General features: G+C 45.2%; 16 protein-coding genes. 8 read left to right on the forward strand and 8 right to left on the reverse strand.

All coding sequences use genetic code 11. The features are described from left to right. Positions 1 to 57: 57 nt before the first annotated feature. The 5 genes from ACYVE4_RS24975 to ACYVE4_RS24995 all read left to right on the forward strand — a co-directional run bounded on the left by ACYVE4_RS24975 (position 58) and on the right by ACYVE4_RS24995 (position 7,949). Positions 58 to 1,494: a BamA/TamA family outer membrane protein gene (locus tag ACYVE4_RS24975; RefSeq protein WP_461042998.1), complete on the forward strand. Its 1,437-nt coding sequence runs from the start codon at positions 58 to 60 to the stop codon at positions 1,492 to 1,494. Between the two features lie 233 nt (positions 1,495 to 1,727). Then, the gene (locus ACYVE4_RS24980; RefSeq protein ID WP_461042999.1) at positions 1,728 to 3,686 is read left to right on the forward strand and encodes an SPFH domain-containing protein; all 1,959 of its coding nucleotides are present in this window, start codon (positions 1,728 to 1,730) and stop codon (positions 3,684 to 3,686) included. Positions 3,687 to 3,789: 103 nt separating this feature from the next. After that, positions 3,790 to 5,544, forward strand: coding sequence for an ABC transporter ATP-binding protein (locus ACYVE4_RS24985; RefSeq protein ID WP_461043000.1), 1,755 nt, complete (start codon positions 3,790 to 3,792; stop codon positions 5,542 to 5,544). Then, on the forward strand, positions 5,528 to 7,291 hold the full coding sequence (locus tag ACYVE4_RS24990) for an ABC transporter ATP-binding protein (RefSeq protein WP_461043001.1): 1,764 nt from the start codon (positions 5,528 to 5,530) through the stop codon (positions 7,289 to 7,291). The genes ACYVE4_RS24985 and ACYVE4_RS24990 overlap by 17 nt, the downstream gene beginning before the upstream one ends. A gap of 70 nt (positions 7,292 to 7,361) precedes the next feature. Continuing rightward, entirely contained in the window at positions 7,362 to 7,949 is a 588-nt protein-coding gene (locus tag ACYVE4_RS24995) for a hypothetical protein (RefSeq protein WP_461043002.1), read from the forward strand. Positions 7,950 to 7,954: 5 nt separating this feature from the next. On the opposite strand, the gene ACYVE4_RS25000 is transcribed toward ACYVE4_RS24995, so the two are convergent. The 8 genes from ACYVE4_RS25000 to ACYVE4_RS25035 form a co-directional block, all read right to left on the reverse strand. Next, positions 7,955 to 10,357 (reverse strand): ABC transporter permease, encoded by a 2,403-nt coding sequence (locus ACYVE4_RS25000; protein WP_461043003.1) that lies wholly within the window; start codon positions 10,355 to 10,357, stop codon positions 7,955 to 7,957. Positions 10,358 to 10,384: 27 nt separating this feature from the next. Further along, positions 10,385 to 10,885, reverse strand: coding sequence for a hypothetical protein (locus ACYVE4_RS25005; protein WP_461043004.1), 501 nt, complete (start codon positions 10,883 to 10,885; stop codon positions 10,385 to 10,387). A gap of 44 nt (positions 10,886 to 10,929) precedes the next feature. After that, positions 10,930 to 11,283: a PadR family transcriptional regulator gene (locus ACYVE4_RS25010; protein ID WP_461043005.1), complete on the reverse strand. Its 354-nt coding sequence runs from the start codon at positions 11,281 to 11,283 to the stop codon at positions 10,930 to 10,932. Between the two features lie 174 nt (positions 11,284 to 11,457). Then, positions 11,458 to 12,600, reverse strand: coding sequence for an energy transducer TonB (locus ACYVE4_RS25015; RefSeq protein WP_461043006.1), 1,143 nt, complete (start codon positions 12,598 to 12,600; stop codon positions 11,458 to 11,460). A gap of 56 nt (positions 12,601 to 12,656) precedes the next feature. Continuing rightward, positions 12,657 to 13,742: a hypothetical protein gene (locus tag ACYVE4_RS25020; RefSeq protein ID WP_461043007.1), complete on the reverse strand. Its 1,086-nt coding sequence runs from the start codon at positions 13,740 to 13,742 to the stop codon at positions 12,657 to 12,659. Positions 13,743 to 13,863: 121 nt separating this feature from the next. Next, positions 13,864 to 15,879, reverse strand: coding sequence for an alpha-amylase family protein (locus ACYVE4_RS25025; RefSeq protein WP_461043008.1), 2,016 nt, complete (start codon positions 15,877 to 15,879; stop codon positions 13,864 to 13,866). Positions 15,880 to 16,004: 125 nt separating this feature from the next. After that, positions 16,005 to 17,075: a branched-chain amino acid aminotransferase gene (locus ACYVE4_RS25030; RefSeq protein ID WP_461043009.1), complete on the reverse strand. Its 1,071-nt coding sequence runs from the start codon at positions 17,073 to 17,075 to the stop codon at positions 16,005 to 16,007. 135 nt (positions 17,076 to 17,210) lie between these two features. Next, positions 17,211 to 17,762: a cob(I)yrinic acid a,c-diamide adenosyltransferase gene (locus ACYVE4_RS25035; RefSeq protein ID WP_461043010.1), complete on the reverse strand. Its 552-nt coding sequence runs from the start codon at positions 17,760 to 17,762 to the stop codon at positions 17,211 to 17,213. Positions 17,763 to 17,997: 235 nt separating this feature from the next. On the opposite strand from ACYVE4_RS25035, the gene ACYVE4_RS25040 reads away from it, so the two are divergent. The 3 genes from ACYVE4_RS25040 to tyrS all read left to right on the forward strand — a co-directional run bounded on the left by ACYVE4_RS25040 (position 17,998) and on the right by tyrS (position 21,159). Further along, a complete protein-coding gene (locus ACYVE4_RS25040; RefSeq protein WP_461043011.1) occupies positions 17,998 to 18,507 on the forward strand; it encodes a hypothetical protein in 510 nt (169 codons plus the stop codon). Further along, positions 18,500 to 19,738, forward strand: a complete 1,239-nt coding sequence (locus tag ACYVE4_RS25045; RefSeq protein ID WP_461043012.1) for an S-adenosylmethionine:tRNA ribosyltransferase-isomerase — start codon at positions 18,500 to 18,502, stop codon at positions 19,736 to 19,738. Before ACYVE4_RS25040 ends, ACYVE4_RS25045 begins: the two co-directional genes overlap by 8 nt. Before the next feature lie 116 nt (positions 19,739 to 19,854). After that, complete coding sequence (tyrS, locus tag ACYVE4_RS25050) at positions 19,855 to 21,159, forward strand: tyrosine--tRNA ligase (protein ID WP_461043013.1); 1,305 nt, start codon at positions 19,855 to 19,857, stop codon at positions 21,157 to 21,159. Positions 21,160 to 21,326 lie beyond the last annotated feature (167 nt).

A 21,326-nucleotide genomic window follows, 5' to 3' on the forward strand; every position in this document is an offset into this window, starting at 1 on the left:
ATTTGCAGGATACGGAGATATTCTTGTCTTATTTTTTGTAAAGCCGTACTTTTGAGAATGATTCCCCAAAAGTGGCTGCCCATTTTTTTGTTTCTGTTCGTATTTGGGGCTTCGTCTCAAACGGTGATTGCCTGTATATCAACCGACTCAACGCAGAAAGTTATCGTACGATCAGTAACGCTTAAAGGGAACTTTCGTACGCGCGATCGAATCATCCTGCGGGAAATGACGATCCATATCGGCGACTCTATTCGACTGGCTGATTTACCCGATCGTTTGGCCTGGGATCAGCGAAATATTAACAATACAACGCTCTTTGTTACGGTCGATATGGGGACAAGTTTGAGCCTTCCGACCGATACGACCCAGCTTGCTCAGCTCGACTTGACGGTGACGATGAAAGAAAGGTGGTATTTCATCGCTTACCCGGTTTTTGATCTGGCCGACCGAAACCTAAACGAATGGTGGTATGATCGGGGCCGTGATTTTAGCCGAGTTATTTACGGCGGGCGACTTAGCTATCGAAACGTAACCGGAACTAACGACCGACTTCAGATTGCCATTGAGCGGGGCTTTTTGCAGCGTACAGTTCTGTCATATGCTACCCCTTATATCGATAAAGCTCAGAAGATTGGCCTAAGGGTCGACTTTGGGTATTTGACCAATAAGGAAATTCCTTACCAAACCCAATTTGATAAATGGGTATATGTCAAATCGGAAGATGTACTTCGCGAGCGTATATATGCTATGCTTGTATTAACCCATCGGCGTGGGTTGTACCATTATCATACAGTCAATGCCAGTTATAACCGGGTCTCCATTTCCGATACAATTGCTCAGTTAAACCCAGATTATTTCCTCTATGGACGTACGATTCAGCAGTTTTCGTCGATAGGCTATAATTATCGATTCGACCGACGTGATAATGTCGTGTATCCACTACAGGGGACATTATTTTCGGCCGGATTCAGTGCATCAGGTTTACTGCCGAGTGATAATCTTAATTTTCTGGATATATCAGCTTCATTTACACGCTATTGGCCATTAGGGAAGAAATTTTACGGAGCCGTCAATCTACGCGGGCGCTCGACCTGGCCGAATCATCAACCGTATTATAACTTGCGCGGTCTGGGAAGTTCTGCTGATATGGTACGTGGCTACGAATTATATGTTATTGATGGACAGCGAAACGCCGTTTGGCGTAATAGTCTTCGTTATCAGCTGTTTGACGTGCGGAAACAGCTAAAATGGCTGCATGTTCGGCAGTTCAACACAGTGCCCATTTCTGCTTATTTAACAGCATTTGGCGATACGGGCTATGTGAGCAGTAGTCTGGCCGAGCGATACCAGAGTAATCTCGCCAACAAACTATTGGTTGGAACAGGCATGAGCCTGGATATCGTAACCTTCTACAATCTGGTAATGCGCTTTAGCGGAACCATTAATGCACAGGGTAAAACCGGATTCTTCTTCAATCTGGCGCAGGAGCTGTAAACTTCCCCACTCATCAATACCCGTGCACAATTCAGCCTGTAAGTAGCCAATCATCCTAATTCTGGTGCGTTGAATTAGAGACTTGCTGTACATTTGACCCGTCAATCTGACAAACAAATTGCTACTCCGATGTAGGCCTAACGTCTTCATTTTCCGCTTACTAAATGAGTCATTCGACTCTGATGGATTTCCACTTACTTTTCATTTCTTAACCGTTTAACAGTTTTTCATTCATGGAATATTTACCTCTTGTATCCACATGGGGCTGGGTTGTCCTGGTCTTCATGGCAGTAGTGCTTTACAAATGGGTACTGCGCTTTCTATTTGGGATGGTTATTGTACCCGAAGACAGGATTGGTCTCGTTACAAAAAAATATGTGCTTGTCGGTACAGATCGCGGGCTACCCGATGGCCGAATTATTGCAACTAAAGGTGAAGCTGGTTATCAGGCGCAAACGCTCGCTCCAGGTTTATATTGGTGGATGTGGCCCTGGCAATATGGCATTACGATGCAACCATTCACGGTAGTGCCTGAAGGAAATATCGGCCTAATCCTGTCGAACGATGGTGTTGAGTTACCGACGGGTAATATTCTGGCTCGCCGGGTTGATTGCGACAATTTTCAGGATACTGAACGCTTCCTGAGCAGTGGGGGCCAGAAAGGTCGACAAACTGCCGTGCTGACACCTGGTACGTATCGTATCAATACGTACGCTTTTACGGTGACGCTGGCCAATATGACGGTTATCAAGGAAAATATGGTCGGTGTCATTACGACGCTTGACGGCGCTCCCTTGCAACCCGGTCAGATCGCTGGTAAACAGGTTGAGGGGCATAATAACTTCCAGAACGTGGATTTATTTCTTCAAAATGGTGGGAATCGGGGACTTCAGCCGCAGGTTGTGCTGGCGGGTTCCTATTACATTAATCCGTGGGCCATTCAGATCGAAGAGATTCCGATGACGACTGTGCCGATTGGCCATGTTGGGGTAGTGATTTCCTACATTGGTGAAGATGGTGAAGACATTACGGGCGATACGTTTAAGCACGGGAATATTGTTCGGAAAGGTTTTCGGGGTGTTTGGATGGAACCACTGGGTCCGGGTAAATACCCAATCAACACCTACACGATGAAGGTGGAAGGCGTACCGACTACCAATCTCGTACTGAACTGGGCAAATGCTCGCTCGGAATCACATGATCTCGACCGAAATCTCTCAACAATTACGGTGCGTTCGAAAGATGGTTTCCCATTCAATCTGGACGTTGCGCAAATTATCCATATCCCATCAGCAGAAGCACCAAAAGTGATTGCCCGATTCGGAAGCATGGACAATCTTGTTTCTCAGGTGCTGGAACCAACGATTGGTAACTATTTCCGAAACTCAGCCCAGGACTCCGACGTAATTGCCTTCTTAAGCACGCGGAAAGAACGCCAGGAAGCCGCTCGTGAACACATTCGGACCGTTTTAGAGGTCTATAACGTCAACGCCGTTGATACTCTGATCGGCGACATCGTACCCCCCGATAGCCTGATGAAAACATTGACTGACCGGAAAATCGCGCAGGAAGAAGAAAAGACATACGAGACGCAGCGAATGGCGCAGGAAAAACGGCAGGGTATGGAACGAGAAACGGCACTGGCTGATATTCAACGCGAAGTGGTGAAAGCGCAACAAAGTGTTGAAATTGCACAGCGTACGGCTGATGCGGCCGTGAAAAAATCGGAAGGGGAGGCCCGTAGTTTGAAATTGCAGGTTTCGGCTGAATCCGAAGCCACGAAAATTCGGGCCGAAGCTAATGCAGAAGCACGTCGTCGTCAGGCGGCTGCGGATGCCGAAGCGACCAAGTTGACCGCCGATGCTGAAGCTGAGCGTATTGCCAAAACGGGTAATGCTGAAGCTGAGAAAATTCTGGCCATCGGTCGATCAACTGCCGAAGCGTATGAATTGCAGGTACGGGCGATGGGTGACGAGAACTTTACTCGTTTCAAAATCACGGAAGAGATCGGCAAAGGGCAGATTCGCGTCATCCCAGACATTATAATTAACGGATCGGGAAATGGCTCAGATGGTTCGCTCAATGGGTTGATGGGGCTGCAATTACTGGAGCAGATTGAAGAGCGAAAAACAGGTAAATCCACTAAGATTGTGGATATTATCAAATCGCCGGAGAAATCGGAGAAAAATTAAAAAGAGCTTAAAAAGGCCGATACACGCGTATTGGCCTTTTTTTGTTTTACCTACCTTTGGCAACTCATTTACACGTTGCTTGTCATTACACGGATAGACCCACATGGACAAAGCCACCCCGCAGCAGGCTCCCCGCGAAAAGGCCTCATCGCCCTTGTTGGGACTTCTAAAACCGTATTCCAGAATGATCCTGTTGTTAATTTTTCTGGCGCTGGTCAGCAACGGGATCAATCTAGTCCTACCCATGCTTATCTCGCACGGAATCGATGCGTACAACGCTGGCAATTTCGTGTTGAAAACGACGATGTTAGAGTTTCTGGCAGCTTCTCTGGTTATTTTTGTCTTTACCTACCTGCAAAGTGTTGTTCAGACCTACGCTTCTGAGCGAGTTGCCAGGGATTTACGCACTCAACTGGCAGACAAAATTTCACGGCAGAGTTTTCTATATATTCAGGAAGCCAATCCATCGAAACTACTCACCAATCTGACATCGGATATTGATTCGGTGAAATTATTTGTTTCTCAGGCTATTGTATCGCTGGCTTCGTCGCTTTGCATCATTATCGGAGCCAGTATTTTACTAATCAGTATTAATTGGCAACTGGCTTTAGCGGTGCTGGCCATTGTGCCGATTATTGGTGTCACCTTCTTTTTGGTACTGAAAAAAGTACGTGTCCTGTTCATCAAAAGCCGAGAAGTGATCGACTGGCTTAACAAGGTTATAAACGAAAGTATTCTGGGATCGGCGCTAATTCGGGTGATTAATTCACAGCAACTCGAGTACGATAAGTTTCTGGCTGCCAACACAAACGCGAAGGATTTAGGTATCGCTATTTTACGATTATTTGCCGGACTGATTCCTGTCATCAGTTTTACAGCCAATATGGCGGGATTAACGATTCTGGTGTTAGGCGGACACTTTGTTATCACAGGCAGTATGTCGCTGGGTGATTTTGCTGCTTTTAACAGTTATCTGGCACTGCTAATTTTTCCAATCATTGTGATCGGGTTTATGAGCAATGTGATTGCGCAGGCGTCGGCGTCTTACATGCGCGTCAATGCCGTATTGCAAGCGCCTGAAACAATCAGGAATGGAACGATTGATGTGGCGTTGAAGGGTGATGTTGAGTTAGAGAATGTGTCGGTTTATTACGGCGATAAAGCAGCCTTAAAGGACGTTTCCTTCTCGGTAAAAGCAGGTACGCGAACAGCTATCGTTGGTCCTACTGCTGCCGGAAAAAGTCAACTTCTGTTCTTATTGACAGGACTCATTAAGCCCGCATCTGGAAGCATTAATTACGACGGAAAACCCATCGACAGTTACGAGGAAGATGCGTTTCATCAGCAAGTCGGATTTGTGTTTCAGGATAGCATTATTTTCAACCTGAGTATCCGGGAAAATATCGCCTTTAACGTAACGGTTACTGAAGAGGCAATGAATCAGGCAATTGCAACGGCTGAATTGCAGGAGTTTATTGATTCGTTGCCCAATAAACTGGAAACCCTGGTCACGGAGCGGGGGAGTAATTTATCGGGAGGGCAGAAGCAGCGAATAATGCTGGCAAGAGCATTGGCATTGAATCCAAAAGTGCTGCTGCTGGATGATTTTACAGCTCGAGTTGATACAAATACGGAGCAGAAAATTCTGTCGAATGTGCAAAAGAATTATCCCGGAATGACTTTGATTTCGGTTACGCAGAAGATTGCTGCCGTTGAAAATTACGAGCAAATTATTCTGCTCATGGAAGGCGAAATCATTGATAAAGGCACACACCAGGAACTGATGGCGATCAGTCCCGAGTACGTTCAGATCTATCAATCGCAACGGAGTACGAACCAGTATGAATTACGATCTTAACCAGTTTGTCGGGAAGAAAGCGGAAAAAAATGCGACCTATAAAGCCTTACGCAAACTCCTTGCCTTGATTGATGATGAACGCCAGTACCTTATATTGGCTTTTGGGGCTATTATCATCAATTCTACGCTGACGTTAATTAGTCCAATGGTGTTTGGGATTACCATCGATAAGTACGTCCAAACAAAACAGTATGATCGGGTCCTGCAAAATGCGGGAATCCTGTTGGGACTATACGTTATTGCCTTCGGAACCAACTACATACAGACGCGTCTGATGGGGGGAGTAGGACAACGAACCCTGTTCAAATTGCGGAATGCTGTATTCAATAAATTACAGGAGTTACCCGTCTCGTTTTTTAATCAGAATAAAGCGGGGGATTTAATTTCCCGGATCAATAATGATACCGACAAACTGAATCAGTTTTTTTCTCAATCGCTGATGCAGTTTGTCGGTAGTATTTTTATCATGACCGGGGCAGGTCTGTTTCTCTTATTTATCGATCTGCCACTTGGTTCTGCTTCGTTAGCACCAGTCCTTCTGTTCTGGCTCTTTACAGCGTTAACCTCTGCTTGGGTAAAGCAGAAAAATGCTGTTAACCTAAAAAGCGTAGGGAATTTAAGTGCTGAAATTCAGGAGAGTCTGACGAATTTCAAAGTGATCATCGCGTTCAATCGGCGCGATTATTTTCGGAAACGATTCGATGAAGTCAACCAGCAAAGTTATCGATCCGCAATTGGAGCTGGCCTGGCGAATAATGTATTTATGCCGGTAATTGGATTAGCCGCTAGCCTGGCGCAGCTTATTGTGCTAACCTTCGGTATCTATTTAATTTCAACAGGACGTTTTACAATTGGTCTGTTAATCAGCTTTTTGTCGTACGTAAACAATTTCTACAATCCATTACGTCAATTAGCCACGCTTTGGGCCAATTTTCAGGTCGCACTGGCTGGTTGGGATCGGATCTCGCACATGTTGGCCATGCAATCCGATTTACAAACCGTCGAAAATCCGTTGACACTCCCGACCACATCGTTGCTGGCGTTTCAGAATGTATCGTTTAATTACCCCAACGGGCATGAGGTGTTACATAACATCAATTTTGCGCTAGAACGTGGTAAAACTTATGCGTTGGTTGGCCCAACTGGGGGAGGGAAAACGACAACCGCATCGCTGATTGCCCGGTTATATGACCCAACCAGTGGAACAGTGTTGTTGGACGGAAAGGATATTCGGTCATATAGCGCGGAGGAGCGGACACGGAAAATTGGGTTCATTCTGCAGGAGCCGTTTCTGTTTACGGGGACTATTCGTGAGAATATTCTGTACGGTAATGAACAGTATCAAAACTATTCCAACGAACAACTAGCCGGAGTGATTCGTCAGGCTAATCTGGAAGGGCTGCTGGAACGCTTCGACGAAGGGTTAGATACAAAAGTTCAAACAACTGGCGATGCAATTAGCCTGGGACAGAAACAATTGATTGCCTTTATTCGGGCCGTATTACGTAACCCCGAATTACTGATACTAGACGAAGCCACCGCCAATATCGATACGGTTACGGAGCAGTTGCTGGAAGAAATCCTGCAAAATTTACCCGAAACCACGACCCGTATTATCATTGCGCACCGACTCAATACCATTGAAACAGCCGACGATATTTTCTTCATTAACTCAGGGCAAGTTACGCGCGCTGGTTCGCTGAATGATGCGGTTGATATGCTCCTGCATGGGAAACGCATAAGTTAATGACCACATAAATCAATTTCTTCCTCAATCGAGTTTAACTTTCGGGGCAATTAACGACCTCAATACCTGAATGAAACAAATTGCTTTACCGATACTGGTTTTTATAAGTTTCTTTAGTCTTTATGCTTGTAACAGCAAGCAACAAAGGGATAATCAACCTGCTGATTCTACAGCTATTACATCTGAAACGGCTTCAACGGAAACGGCCAATGTATCCATCACAGGACATTTAGCTGATCTGGGCCTGACGATGGATAGCGATTGGCGCGGCCTGAACCTCGGCGATGAGTTTGCCAAAGTAAAAGCAGTCGAAAAAGGGGAGCCCTTCGAAAGCGATGCCGATCATATTGGGTATACCATCGAGTTCAAAAACCTCGAAACAGCGGATATGCTCTATTATCAGACAGATAAAAAGATTTCGGCTATTGATGTGGATTTATTTCTGAACGGTCGTCAATCTGTCGTGGATTTTCAGAAAGAATTAGAGCCCTATTTTTCAGCACGTTACGGAACGCCCAAGCCTAATCAAGGTGGAAGCCATTGGGTTGGCCCGAATGGTACATCTGTCACATTAAAAGATGTATCGAAAGGGAAAGATTTCGGATTGAAAATCAGAATTTCTTCTGCCGAAGGGAGTACGACCGCTTCGGTCAAATAGAATCATCATTCACTTTTAAGATAGTGTACCGGATTCGTACGAGCCGCTTTCAGTGCCTGACGGGATACTGTCAGTACAGTTATCACAACCGTTACAACGAAGGTTCCTGCCAATAACCAACCATTGACAGAAATTCGGTAGGAGTATTGCTGTAGCCATCCCGACAGCAACCACCCTCCAAGGAGTGCTGCTACCATAAAGCCTATGCCCAGTAGTTTTCCAAATTCTCGTCCGAATAACCAAAAGATTTGACCTGTCCGAGCGCCTAGTACCCGACGAACACCAATTTCCTTGGCTTTTGTCTCGCTTAGGAACGTAACCAGTCCGTACATTCCCAGACAGCTAATACCAATGGATATCAACGTAAACGCCACGATAAAGCCTGCCAGCAAGCGCTCGATTTTGGTAAAGTGTTCTATTAAATCAGTGAGTTTTTCGGCGCGATAGACCTGATCGGGGAGTACCTTATCCCAAACCTGCTGAATTGCCCGGAGTGTTTGATCTGAATGGGCCGGACTTAAACGAAGCATGGCAATTCGGCTGTGCGGGAGGTCGTGAATTAAGGTTAAAGGCAAAATCGGCTGGTGCAAATCACCACTGCGGAAATCCCGCACAACACCAACGATAACCCGATCGGCATCTTTTACCCGCATCGGTTTACCCACAATGGCAGCAGGCGAAGAAATGCCTAACTGTTTCACCAGCGTTTCAGTAACCAAAATTTCACGACCCGTTGTATCAGCTGATCGAACATTTCGACCTGCAACTAGTGGTAGACCAACAGTCGATAAATAGTGTTCATCGATTGTCCGCACTCGGGTTTCAAACCGTTCGGGTTCGGTCGAGGTATGATAACTGAACGGATTCGATCGGTCGTAAGGCGTTGCCGGAAAATCACTCCCGAAAGCAACCTGCTCAACACCTGGTACTTGCCCCCACCTCTCGTGTAGGGCCGAGAGGGGAGCGGAGCCATGTTGGGGCAAGAATACGGCTAAAATAGATTCGTGATGAAAACCCCAGGAGGTTTGCTGCATGTGCCGAATCTGGGTTGTGATAACCAATGCGCTAAGAATAAAAAACTGCATGAGCACAAATTGCCCTAATATGAGTCCTTGCCGAACGGTTAACCTACCGACGAGTCGAGTCGTTAGTTGATTCGTCAATACTGCAGCCGGATTGAAACGGGCGAGCACAAACGCCGGATAAAGCCCCGAAAAGATGATGACGCCGATAATTAGACCTACAAACCAACCGATGGCACGGGGCTCAACCAGATTCGTAATTGACAGATTTGGCTGAAGCTTTTCAATGTTAGTCTCCAGAATTTGATTGACCCATGGCAAACATAGCTGAGTCAATACTAAGGCAACAAACGTAGCCAGCAACACCAACAAAGTTGTTTCCAGCATAAACTGACCAATCAGTTGCCAGCGCGTACTGCCCATCACTTTTCGCACCCCGACTTCCCGCGCTCGTTTGAGTGCGCGGGCTGTTGCCAGATTAATAAAGTTGATGCAGCCAGCAATTACCAGTAAAATTCCTACTCCAGTTAAGGCATAAAGAATTGGTCGTGGAGCCATGCCACTACGCTTGTGGTTTAGTTCGGCCAGGGGCAAAACCTGGTAGTCGAAATGAGCGGCTTCCTTTGCAGATAGGTTTTTGCGTCGAATGGCTGGCAAACTCTGATGAAGTAGATAGGGATCAGTGCCTTCTCGCAATCGCACAAAGCACATAGCTTGCAAACCTTGCCAGTCGGCTAAAGCGGTAGGGCCTTCCAGTACCGGAATGGTAGCGTACGAAACGAACGCATCGAACCGAAGTTGGGTATTGGGTGGCGGGTCTTTAACAATACCTGTTACCGTCAGATCGGTTCGATTATCCAAACGCAATGTTCGCCCGATGGCTGGTGAGGTGTCGAAATACTTGTGGGCATAACGTTCACTAATTACAATGGTGTTGGGAGCCGCCAGGGCCGTTTTGCGGTTGCCGCTCACCCATTCTACACCGAAAAGGTCGAAATACTGCGGTTCTGTAAAGCAGACGTTACGCGCTTCCGCAAACTTTTTCACCCAGCCGCCCTTGCCATTCGGAACACTAATGGTTCGTCCGAAAAATGTCTCTAGTCTGGTGGCGTTCTCAACGAATGCATAATCACGTCTGAGTACCTCAGCTAGCGGACGAGGAGCCGCATCGGTCGGCATGATTTTTTCCCGTTTGATATCGGTTACAATCCAGTAAGAACGATCTATGTGTGGATGGTAGCGGTCAAAGCTAAGCATATAGTTGACCACTAAAAATATGATTAAGCCGCTGGCTAGTCCTATGGCTAATCCTAGTAAACCTACAAAATTGACATGACGATACTGCCACAGGTGGCGCTTGGCCACTGTGAGATAATGAATAACCATCGGAAAAGGGTATTAGGGTAAAGGAGTTTAGTTGATAGTCAGTGTGCGTTTTGACTTTCGGGATTTATTTGATAACCACCATCGTAGGATCAGTAAACCCGTTAATCCCACTCCTCCCCAAGCGGTTCGAAACGCGTCCATCGGCACGGCCAAAGGGCGACTGACCACAATCAGAAAGCCCATCAGGATAAAAAATGTGAGAACGCTAGACAGAAACATATACTGAAAGGGCTTAGTAGCGGGACGTCGTTTCTGCCGTATTCTGGTTCGTAAAGTTGTTGCTGCCATTAATGAGGGCTGGTTAGTAAATTCCCGAAAATAAAGCTGTTTCAACTGGGCCATGACTTGCGTGTTGGCCTGTTGCATAACCTGTTCAGTAGCATCTGAAAAGGTTTGCCCTGTGTCCATCCGCTGTTCAATCAGAGAAGCCACATGATCTATTAGTTCGGCCTGTAAAGCCTGATGTGGATTGGTTTGCTGAATCTGATCCGCGATGAGATCGAGCTGAGTGCGGGACAGTTTGGTCATAAATAAGTGAAGAGCGAAGGGAGAGAGGTAAAATAGATTATGAATTATTGCCCGAAGGCTACATCCGGCGCTGGATTGATAATCAATCGCATCAGGTGGATAAATCGCTCAAATTCCCCCGCTTTCCGAACCGCCGTTTCGCTCCCTGATGGGGTGAGCTGGTAGTATTTACGGAGTCGGCCATCAACCTCCTGACTTTGCGTAATTAATAATCCATCCGCTTCCAGTTTGTGGAGCACTGGATAAAGTGCTCCAAACGTAAGCGTTAATTCCCCGCCCGTACGTTCTTCAACTGCCTGTGTAATTTCGTATCCGTACATTCGCCCTTGTTGAGCCAGTAATCGAAGAACGATTGTTTTCAGTGTTCCCCGTAAAAATTCCTGATTACTTGAATCCATTGGCTTGGATGAGTCAAAGTTAATGTTGAAACAAAAATATATAAGAAAATTATATATAAAAATATTCGAGCAAGAATTTTATAAACTAACAGCGCAGCCAATACAATATCGGCTGCGCTGTGTAGAAGATAGACTTGAAAAAATAGTTAAGAAGAGAGTCTGCTACTTTTGAAGCTATTTAAAATAACCCCAAACTTCTTTACTGTCTGTAACGGGTTTCGTCACCGTTATTGGGACAGTTAACTCCTCAAGCATGGTTCTTCCGTCTAACCGCTCATCAGCCAATCGATTGATGGGAATATGCGGCTCTGTTGATTCTTTCGTATTGGTAAATGTAAAAGCGACGGGTAATGCATAACGGCCTTTATAGGTGGAACTGAGCACTGGCATCTTTTCTAACGCATTTCTGACTGATACGTCAAATCGGAAACCGTTGTTGTTGGGGCTGAGCGTTGTAATGTTTTTAATTCGACCCTGATCGTCAATATCAAATCCGGCATAAACACGCCCATACACACCCTGGCTGAGGGCATAAGATGGATAATTGATTTGATCATGGAGGGTCTGAGTAAATAGCGGATCGGCCATCAACGGAGACTTCGTGGCCCGATCCGCTACCATTAACCCGTCGTAGCGTGCCAGTACGTTAATGACCGTCTCAGGACTTACTTGCTTATCCGAGAATTGATCGCCCAATTTGTCGGCCTGTTCATACAAAACGGCTAAAATAGATGCTTTCTGGGCTAAATTGATTAACTCGGGTTTGGATTGCTCTTTCTGAATATAGTAGTCCGATAGGATTCGGTAAACACCTCTAATTGGCTTATCTGGATTATAGCGCGTAGGCGTCTCTGAGCTATTTGGAGTGTCTAACCGACCACTTAAGCTCTTTAGGAGTTTGGTTGGTCCATTGGATACTACCATTAAATAAGGTCGGTAACTTTTACCGGGTAGTGCTGTTTGAGGCCGAATGAATCGACTATCTTGAATACTAAAAGCTTCAGGCGTAATAATTTTTACAGCCGGATTGTCCGGGAAACGGCACATTAACTCATTGGTTACCAAATTGTAGGCTAACTCAGCGTCAATTTCTTTGCTGTTTTTATCTAATTGAACCTTGCCCGACTGCCAGACTGGATAGGTTAGAAAAGGACTTCCCAAATACGTTATTTGTACGCGAGGCCCGGTATTTACACTAGATGCGTAGGTTTCAAACGTGGTAAATAATTGTCCTTTATCGTCCTGATATACTGTAAACTGGCTAAATGCATTTGTGGACAGCAACAGGCTAAGAGCCAGAAAAAACCGTGATAACATAGTGGTACGGCTAGTTAAAGGAAAGCGAATGGATGGACAACAACTAGTTAATCCCCCTATTTATAGTATCCCCAAACCTCCCGGCTGGTGGTTACTGGTTTTTTAACGACGATCGGTACGATAACTTCATCGAGCATGGTTCGCCCGTCAAGCCGGTTTTCTGGTAAACGATTGATGGGTGTGTGTGTTTCGGTCGATTCTTTCGTATTCGTGTACGTAAACGCAATGGGTATAGCATACTTTCCACTGAGCGTAGGATCCAGGGCTGGAATTTTCTCTAATCCATTTTTGACTGATTCGATAAAGCCCAAGCCAACGTTTTCCGGACTAAGAATGACTATATTTTTCATGTTCCCTTGCGGATCAATGTCAAAACCGGCGTAAACCCGGCTATAAATTCCTTTTGTCCAGGCATCACCCGGGTAACTGATTTTATCATGAAGGAGCTGGGTAAATAAGGGCGTTGTCGTTTGTGACTCGACTCGGTTATCCATCAAATTATCGTAGGCAATTATGGCTTTCTCAACATCTTCTACGGTTAATTTTTTTGCTGGCAACATGGCCGCTAGTTTATCGGCTTGTTCATATAGCACATTCAATACGCTGTTAGAGGCCAGGCGTATCAACTCGGGCTTCGCTTCGCCTTTTTGAATATAATATTCGGTTATGATTCGGAATGTGCCGCTAACGGATGCATCTAAATCGTAACCATTTCGGGTAGTCTCAGGACTGTTTTTACTATCCAATCGACCAGTGAATGTTTTTAGAAGTTTTGTGGGTCCATTGTGTAATATGGTGAAATAAGATCGGTACTTAGAATTGGCTTGTGGTCGAAAAAACTGGGTATCCAGGATAGTAAATGTTTCAGGAGCAATAATTTTACCGACCGAGTCGCCCGGAAAGCGGCATAGCACTTCGTTCGTAACCAGATTATAGGCCATTTCAGCACTAACTGATTTCCCTAATTTATCCAACTGGAAACGGCCTTTCTGCCAAACCGGAAACGTTAAGAATGGGCTTCCTGCATAAAGGAACTGGTTATAGGCTGTTGAATTTATTTGTCCTGAACCATATACTTCACCCATGGACATTAATTGCCCCTTTTTATCCTGAAAAACAGTAAGTTGTCCGTAAGTTTTCAAGAGTGTAAGGCATACTATTGATACAAATAGAAGGAGACGTACCATTGCCTGAATGATTTATGTGAATAAGTAGGAGCTAATTAAGAAAATAGAACTTAAATAACAAAATATAGTAAGTTGCCTATTTGTTTGGTTCAACCACTAGCACAGAATGAATCGCTAAATGAGGTACAGTTACCGTAGCAATTCCGCCTTTATAGTGCACAGGTAAGGATCGATTTTCAGGTTGCTGTACGATGCGGTTTGGTTTATGATCAACTTGTATCTGAACTGTCAGATTGGTTAGAGGAGGAACCTCATCGTAGGTGAAAACTTGCGGGTCAGCGTGACGGCCACCTGTATTGATCAAATTGACAGCCAGCTGATTATGCTGTTGATTGAGCACCACATGCACCAAATGCGAACCACTGACTTTCACTCGCGGATTAGGGAGCAATGGCTTAACCAGCGAAGCGATAAAATCGCGCAAATCCGACGACTGATGAATTCGATAATCAGTACTTAAGTCGGCATAGATCGCGGTTAATTTTCCTTTTCCCAAAGTAGTTTCAGTAGCAATTACACCAGGAACTGGATCGCCCGCTTCGGATGCAAGAAATTGACCGATGGATTGAGTAGCTTTTCCAGTAATGTTTACGGAAAGAAATGGGCCGGTAAGTGTTACCGTTTTTCCCTGATACAATACTGTTTTTGGGAAATTGGGTTTCTGTACGCTACCTGTTTCCACTCCCAGCTCAATCGCAAATGATTGACAAGTACGAGCACCGATTAAGAGTAGATGTCCACCTTGTTCGGCGTAAGAGAGGAGATCATGACGAAAGGTTGGGTCAAGTGTATCTTGCTGCGACACTACTATTAATGGATATTCTTTCATTCGACCTTGCAGATGCTGTTCAGAGACAACTTCGACCGGAAGTTGAGCATCGAGTAATGCAGTCAAAATACCGCTGACCCGTCCCGTTTGACCATTGCCAAAAAGCGATTGATTAAACGCTCGAACAGTTGTGTTCGAATAAACCAGCCCAATTTGATGAACGGGTTTGCTGTTCTCACAATAAGGTTGTCTGGCGCGCACAAACTGACTTAATGCTTTTAAAGTGGGTAGAGGTCGGAGGGGGAGTGCTGCCGTTCGACTTTGTTGGTAATACGTTTGAAAACCACCGCCTTGAGCTAGTATCTGTGCCGCATCCTGCATTAGGTGAACGGCACTTTTCTGGTCTCCTTGGCGCGATGGGTTAAATGCGTACCAAAATCCCCACGTCATCAAATCCCACGGTTTTTGATAGAGCTGTCCCTGAGCTGCCATAATTCGAGCTTCCAGCGCGGCCGAATTGACACTATTCCCTGGCGTTAGATCACCCGACAGAAAATCGACATTGGCCGAAACTGGTTCGGGCATCATGGACGAAAAAGCCCAGTTCGAAGCAATCCTGAACGATGGGTATTGCTGATGAACTCCGGTTACATAACGATCAACGTAACGAACAAATGACCGACGAGCAAACTCGCGAAAGGCCTCATAACCAGGATCTTTCTCGGGCTTTGGCACAGTTTGGATACCCGTTTCTGCTCGGAATTTTGCTAGAGCTGTTGGGGAGTAATCAAGAATAGTAGCCCAGCATTCGCCATCAACCCAAACACCATTGGCTCCATAGCTTGCCAGCTCGCGCAATTGCGGTATGAGTAGCGAATCAACATAAGGGCCATGTACGGAAGTCTTTGATTTATCGAAAGAGCCATCCGTTTTTTGAGCTGCCCAGTTTGGGTGTTTGTCCAGGACCGCATCATCGTAAACGCCCGAATAATGAAGATACAAGTCTACGCCATGTCGGCGGGTGACCTTGCGATAAAAAGCTAACGGATCGTTTGTGATGTTTGGTGCAACCGTTGCATGGGCCACTTTCGATGGATAACTGCTAACGCCCGGATGCCCTTTACAATCAATCTGGATGAAATCAGGTTTAACTGCCGTCAATATCGAATCAAGCGTATGTTCGGATAAATTTTGGCCAATTTTTGAGTCATCTCTGTTGGCGTGAAAGTCGAAATGTATCCCGAAATAGCGTTTGAAAGGCTTTGTTTGTGCGAACGAATGAAAGCTAACGATGGCGAAGAATACGATTAAAAAGGCTTTCACAGGAAGTTATTCGAAGGTATAAATATGAAACGAGGAAGAACAAAAGTCACAAAGCCTACTCTGTGTCTTTCGTTCTTCCTCGTTTCAATGTTAAGCAAATTGCCTATCAGACAGGCTCGTTGCCTTTATAGTTTATACATCCAGCCAAACTGATCTGTAATCTTACCTGTACGAAGATCAGCGAGGTAATTCCGAACCTTTGCCGCAAATGCATCTTCTGGAGCAAATTCGGGCAGCATGTAATCTTTACCATTGTAGCCAATCAGCGAATAAGGTGATGAGCCGACAGCTGTTCCCGCACCAAAAGCTTCGGTCAGGCGTCCCGTTTCAATGCCTGAAATGACTTCTTCAATAGATACCAGCCGCTCTTCAACCTCCATACCCCAGCTACGGGCAATCTGTATAATCGAGTCGCGGGTAACACCTTTTAGGATGGAATCAGATGTAGCAGGCGTTACCAATTTTCCATCGATAATAAACATGATGTTCATCGTGCCCGACTCTTCAATGTATTTATGTTCCCGAGCATCGGTCCAGATCAACTGATCATATCCCTGTTGTTGAGCCAATAATGTAGGATACATTGACCCAGCATAGTTACCAGCGCATTTCGCATAGCCTACACCACCCGGTGCCGACCGAATATATTCGGTTTCAACCTTTAATTTTGGTGGATTGCTGTAGTAAGCGCCTACTGGACAAGTGAATATGCAGAAACGATAGGTTTTCGACGGAGCAACGCCCAGATAAGTATCGGTTGCAAACATGTATGGACGTACATAGAGCGAGCTATGTGGCGTGTTAGGCACCCAATCCGCATCCAATCGTAGCAATGCTTCCATGCCTCCAATGAACACTTCCTCGGGTAAGGTAGCCATGCACATTCGACGGGCTGATTCGTTCATTCGCTCGAAATTGGCGTATGGACGAAATAGTAAAACCTCGTTATTCTCATTTTTGAATGCCTTCATGCCCTCAAAAATCGACTGACCATAATGTAGTGACGACAGGGCAGGGCTTAGGGTGAAATTATCGAATGGCACGATCATTTGATTCCGCCATTCACCATCTACGAAATCGGCCACGAACATGTGGTCCGAGAAATGTTTTCCGAAAGGCAGATGATTAAAATCTACCTCTTGAAGGCGGGAGCGTTCCGCTTTCCGCAGTTCAATTTGCAATACGTCCGTCGTCATAACTACTTGTGGTTGCTGTATTTGCCTACCAATCATCAGGCTGTGGCAAAGCTAAAAAATTAGATTGAGTAAAGATAGTTGTCAAGACAACTTTTTTTTGAGCACTGATTTATCGATTAAAATTGGCTGAAAAAATCAGGTCCTTGGCTTCCAGGTAACTTCTTCGACCTGTAATTCATGCGCCATCGTTCGACCCAGCACAAACAGATAGTCCGACAATCGATTCAGATATTGTAATACCAACGAATCAACTGGCGATTTGTCATTCAATTCAATCACTAATCGTTCCGCTCGTCGGCAAACGGTCCGGGCCAGATGACAAAATGAAACCGCTTGATGACCACCGGGTAGAATAAACGCCCGCAGTTCAGGCAACTCCGTATCCATCTCGTCCATCGCCTGTTCAAGCAGCGAAACATCATCTGCCAGAATCGTAGGCATTGATCGTCTTAGTGCTTTCTCCGGATCCGTAGCTAATTCGCTGCCTATTGTAAATAATCGATCCTGAATTTCTTTTAACAGGTTTTTACGAGATTCATTTACGGGTTGATCGCGTACCAAACCAAGCCACGAGTTTAATTCATCGATTGTTCCGTACGCATCGATCCGTAAATCGGCTTTACTAACCCGACGGCCACCAATAAGCGCCGTTTGGCCTTTATCGCCCGTTTTGGTATAAATTTTCATGGTGATTAAAGAGCGAATGAGCAATGTTGCTATTTAGGTAACAATCGCATTCACTCAATGTGTTATGTAATTTGTAGTAAATGATAGTTTGGATGACTAAACTAACGGATTTCATCTGTTCCAGCCGTACCTTTGCGCCCTGATTTTAACGAGTTGACAGAAACGAATGAGATAACCAATAGTAGTTGCAACACTTCATCGCTCATTCACTCTTTCGCTCATTCACTCTTTTTAAATGAAAGCAGGTACTTTTTTTGTCCGAACTTGGCGCATCCTGTCAATGCTCGGTCTTCTGATTGCATTATTTACCAGTTACATTTCGTATCCTGATGAGGTTGCCGTTCGTTTCGACGAGCTCAAACAACCAATTCAAACAATTGATCGTGAAGTTATTTTTTACAGCGCTATTGCCATTTTTCTTGTCAACATTACCCTGATTAATGCCATTAACAAACTCTTCAAACGAGTACCTACGGCGCAAATCCCGGTGCCTAATCAGGCCGTTTGGACAACGCATCGCCCGGAGTTGAACGAGATTTTTACCAACTGGTTTTACGCGCTGATGGCAGCTGTCAATACCATTCTGGCGCTTGGGCTTTTTGTATTATCATTGCTCAATCGTTCTGATCGGAGTATGCAGGCCTACGATTATGCCTGGTTGCTACCTGTCAGTACTGCCATTCTGGTTGCAGTATTGATAGGGCTACCGATTCGTTTATTCATGAAGCCAGATAGTGATGAGTGAATCGACTGACTTTTTGCTGAGTCAATTTCAGTATAATCTACCCGACGAACGCATTGCTCGTTTTCCATTACCCCAGCGCGACACGTCGAAACTACTTGTTTATAAAGCTGGACAAATTAGTCACGAGCGTTTTTCAAGTCTGCCTAATCTGCTACCTGAAAACAGTTTCCTGGTTTTCAACAATACAAAAGTCATTCCGGCACGGCTGCACTTTACGAAACCAACCGGCGCCCTAATTGAGCTATTTCTACTAAATCCTTACCCTAATGATTTACCTATCAGTCAGGCGATGGAAACTACAGGAACAGCTATCTGGCAAGGAATGATTGGTAACCGAAAACGCTGGAAAAGAGATGAGATATTGGTATTGCAAGGAGGACAGCTTCCTTTCCCTGTTTTAGGAGAAGGTCAGGGTGAGCTGAAAATCACTGCTTCCTGGTATGATTACGATCAATCAATTGTTGAACTAAGTTGGCAACCTGCTGAGTTAACATTTGCGCAGATCATTCAGTATATAGGAGAGATGCCGCTACCGCCATACTTAAAACGTGAGGTTACCGAGGCAGATCGTGATACGTATCAGACCATTTATTCGAAACAGGAAGGAGCTGTAGCTGCGCCAACTGCAGGCTTGCATTTTACACCGGCGGTATTTGATGACTTGACCAAGCGAGGCATTTCGCACGATTACCTGACCCTACATGTCGGAGCTGGGACCTTTCAGCCAATTAAAACTGACGACGTTCGACAGCATCACATGCACACGGAACAAGTTGTTTATACGAAGGAAAATTTGAGAAATCTGCTGGCGCATCTGGGGGCAATCATTCCGGTTGGCACTACGTCGATGCGGGCGCTGGAAAGTTTGTATTGGATGGGAGTCAAATTACTTCGAAAAGAACCTAATCCGTTTCAGCTCGATCAACACTATGCTTATCAACTACCTATAAATCAACAACCATCCGTTGAGGACTCGTTGAGTGCAGTTTCATCTTGGTTAATTGAGGCAAAACAGGAGTCAGTGGTAGCACACACAGGTATATATATTACGCCTGGGTATCGCTTGAAACTATGTAAAGGCATCATTACAAACTTCCATCAACCTGGCTCAACATTGATTCTGCTGATCGCTGCTCTCATTGGCAACAACTGGAAACAAGTGTATGATGAAGCCTTACAACACGACTATCGTTTTCTGAGTTACGGTGACTCATCCCTGCTTTTGCCGTAAACCACTACTTTTGCAGACGAATTTAAAGAGTGCAAGAGCGAAAAAATGTAAGGGCGAACAATCTAGTCCAGTCAAATCGCTCTTTCGCTCTTGCACTCTTTCGCTCTTTACGTATTATGAATTTTATTGAAGAACTCCGCTGGCGGGGCATGTTAAACGACATGACCCCCGGAACTGAAGAACAACTCCAGAAAGAATTAACTGCTGGCTATATTGGTTTTGACCCCACCGCAGCGTCACTTCACATCGGTAACCTGGCGACTATCATGTTATTGGTACACCTGCAACGAGCTGGCCATAAGCCGTTTGCACTTGTTGGTGGAGCAACAGGTATGATTGGTGATCCATCGGGTAAAGCAGCCGAACGTGAATTTCTGTCAGAAGAAACACTACGTCGAAATCAGGACGGAATTCGCCAGCAATTAGCCAAATTCCTGGACTTTGAAAGCGGAGCTAATTCGGCTGAAATGGTCAATAATTACGATTGGTTTAAGGAGATTTCCTTTCTAGGCTTTCTCCGCGAGGCTGGTAAGCACATCACCGTTAATTACATGATGGCGAAAGATTCAGTCAAAAAAAGACTCGAAACCGGAATCTCATTTACCGAATTCTCATACCAACTATTACAAGGTTACGATTTTTACTGGCTCTACAAGAATAAGCAGGTTCGTTTACAAATGGGCGGAGCCGACCAATGGGGCAATATCACAACCGGGACGGAGTTGATTCGGCGGAAAGAAGCTGAAGTAGCTGAAGGGCAAGAAGGTAGCCATTTGGCGTTTGCATTGACGACTCCATTAGTGACGAAAGCCGATGGTACCAAATTTGGCAAATCAGAAAGTGGAAACGTCTGGCTTGATCCCGCTATGACATCGCCCTACCAGTTTTATCAATTTTGGCTCAACACTGCCGACGCCGATTGTCCACGATTGATTCGAGTATTTACTCTTTTGCCAAAAGAGGAAATTGAAGAGTTAGAGCGACAACATGTAGAAGCACCGCATCTACGAATTCTGCAGAAAGCGATTGCGCAGGATGTAACGATTCGTGTACACTCACAAGCTGGTTATGATTTGGCAGTAAAAGCTTCGGAAGTATTATTCGGAAAAGCGACGCTCGATACACTTCGGTCAATCCAGATTGATGAATTTGATACAATCTTTGAAGGTGTACCCCAAACTGAGATTTCTGATGAAGAAATAGCCAATAGTAAAGATATAACGGATCTATTATCAGTTGCTAGTCGGGGAGAGGTATATGTGTCAAAAGGAGAAGCGCGTCGGGCTATTACACAAAATGCAGTAAGTATTAACAAAACGAAAGTGTCCGATCCAACAGCCCCCGTAGCGTTAGAATGGCTTCAGGATCGATACATTTTAGTATCAAAGGGGAAGAAAAATCACCTGTTGAAAAAAGTTTAAAAATTTTATTTCTCATAAGTGTCTGATAATTGGCGACTTGCCGAATTTTATTTGGTAAGTCGCCAATTATTTTTGGATGGGGTCTTGACAAGGGTGAAAAAGCTCCCTACCTTTGCAGTCCCAAATCGAAAGAAACAGGGCTACTAATAGAGCTAACCACTTGACTA

The organism is Spirosoma harenae (assembly GCF_054776975.1).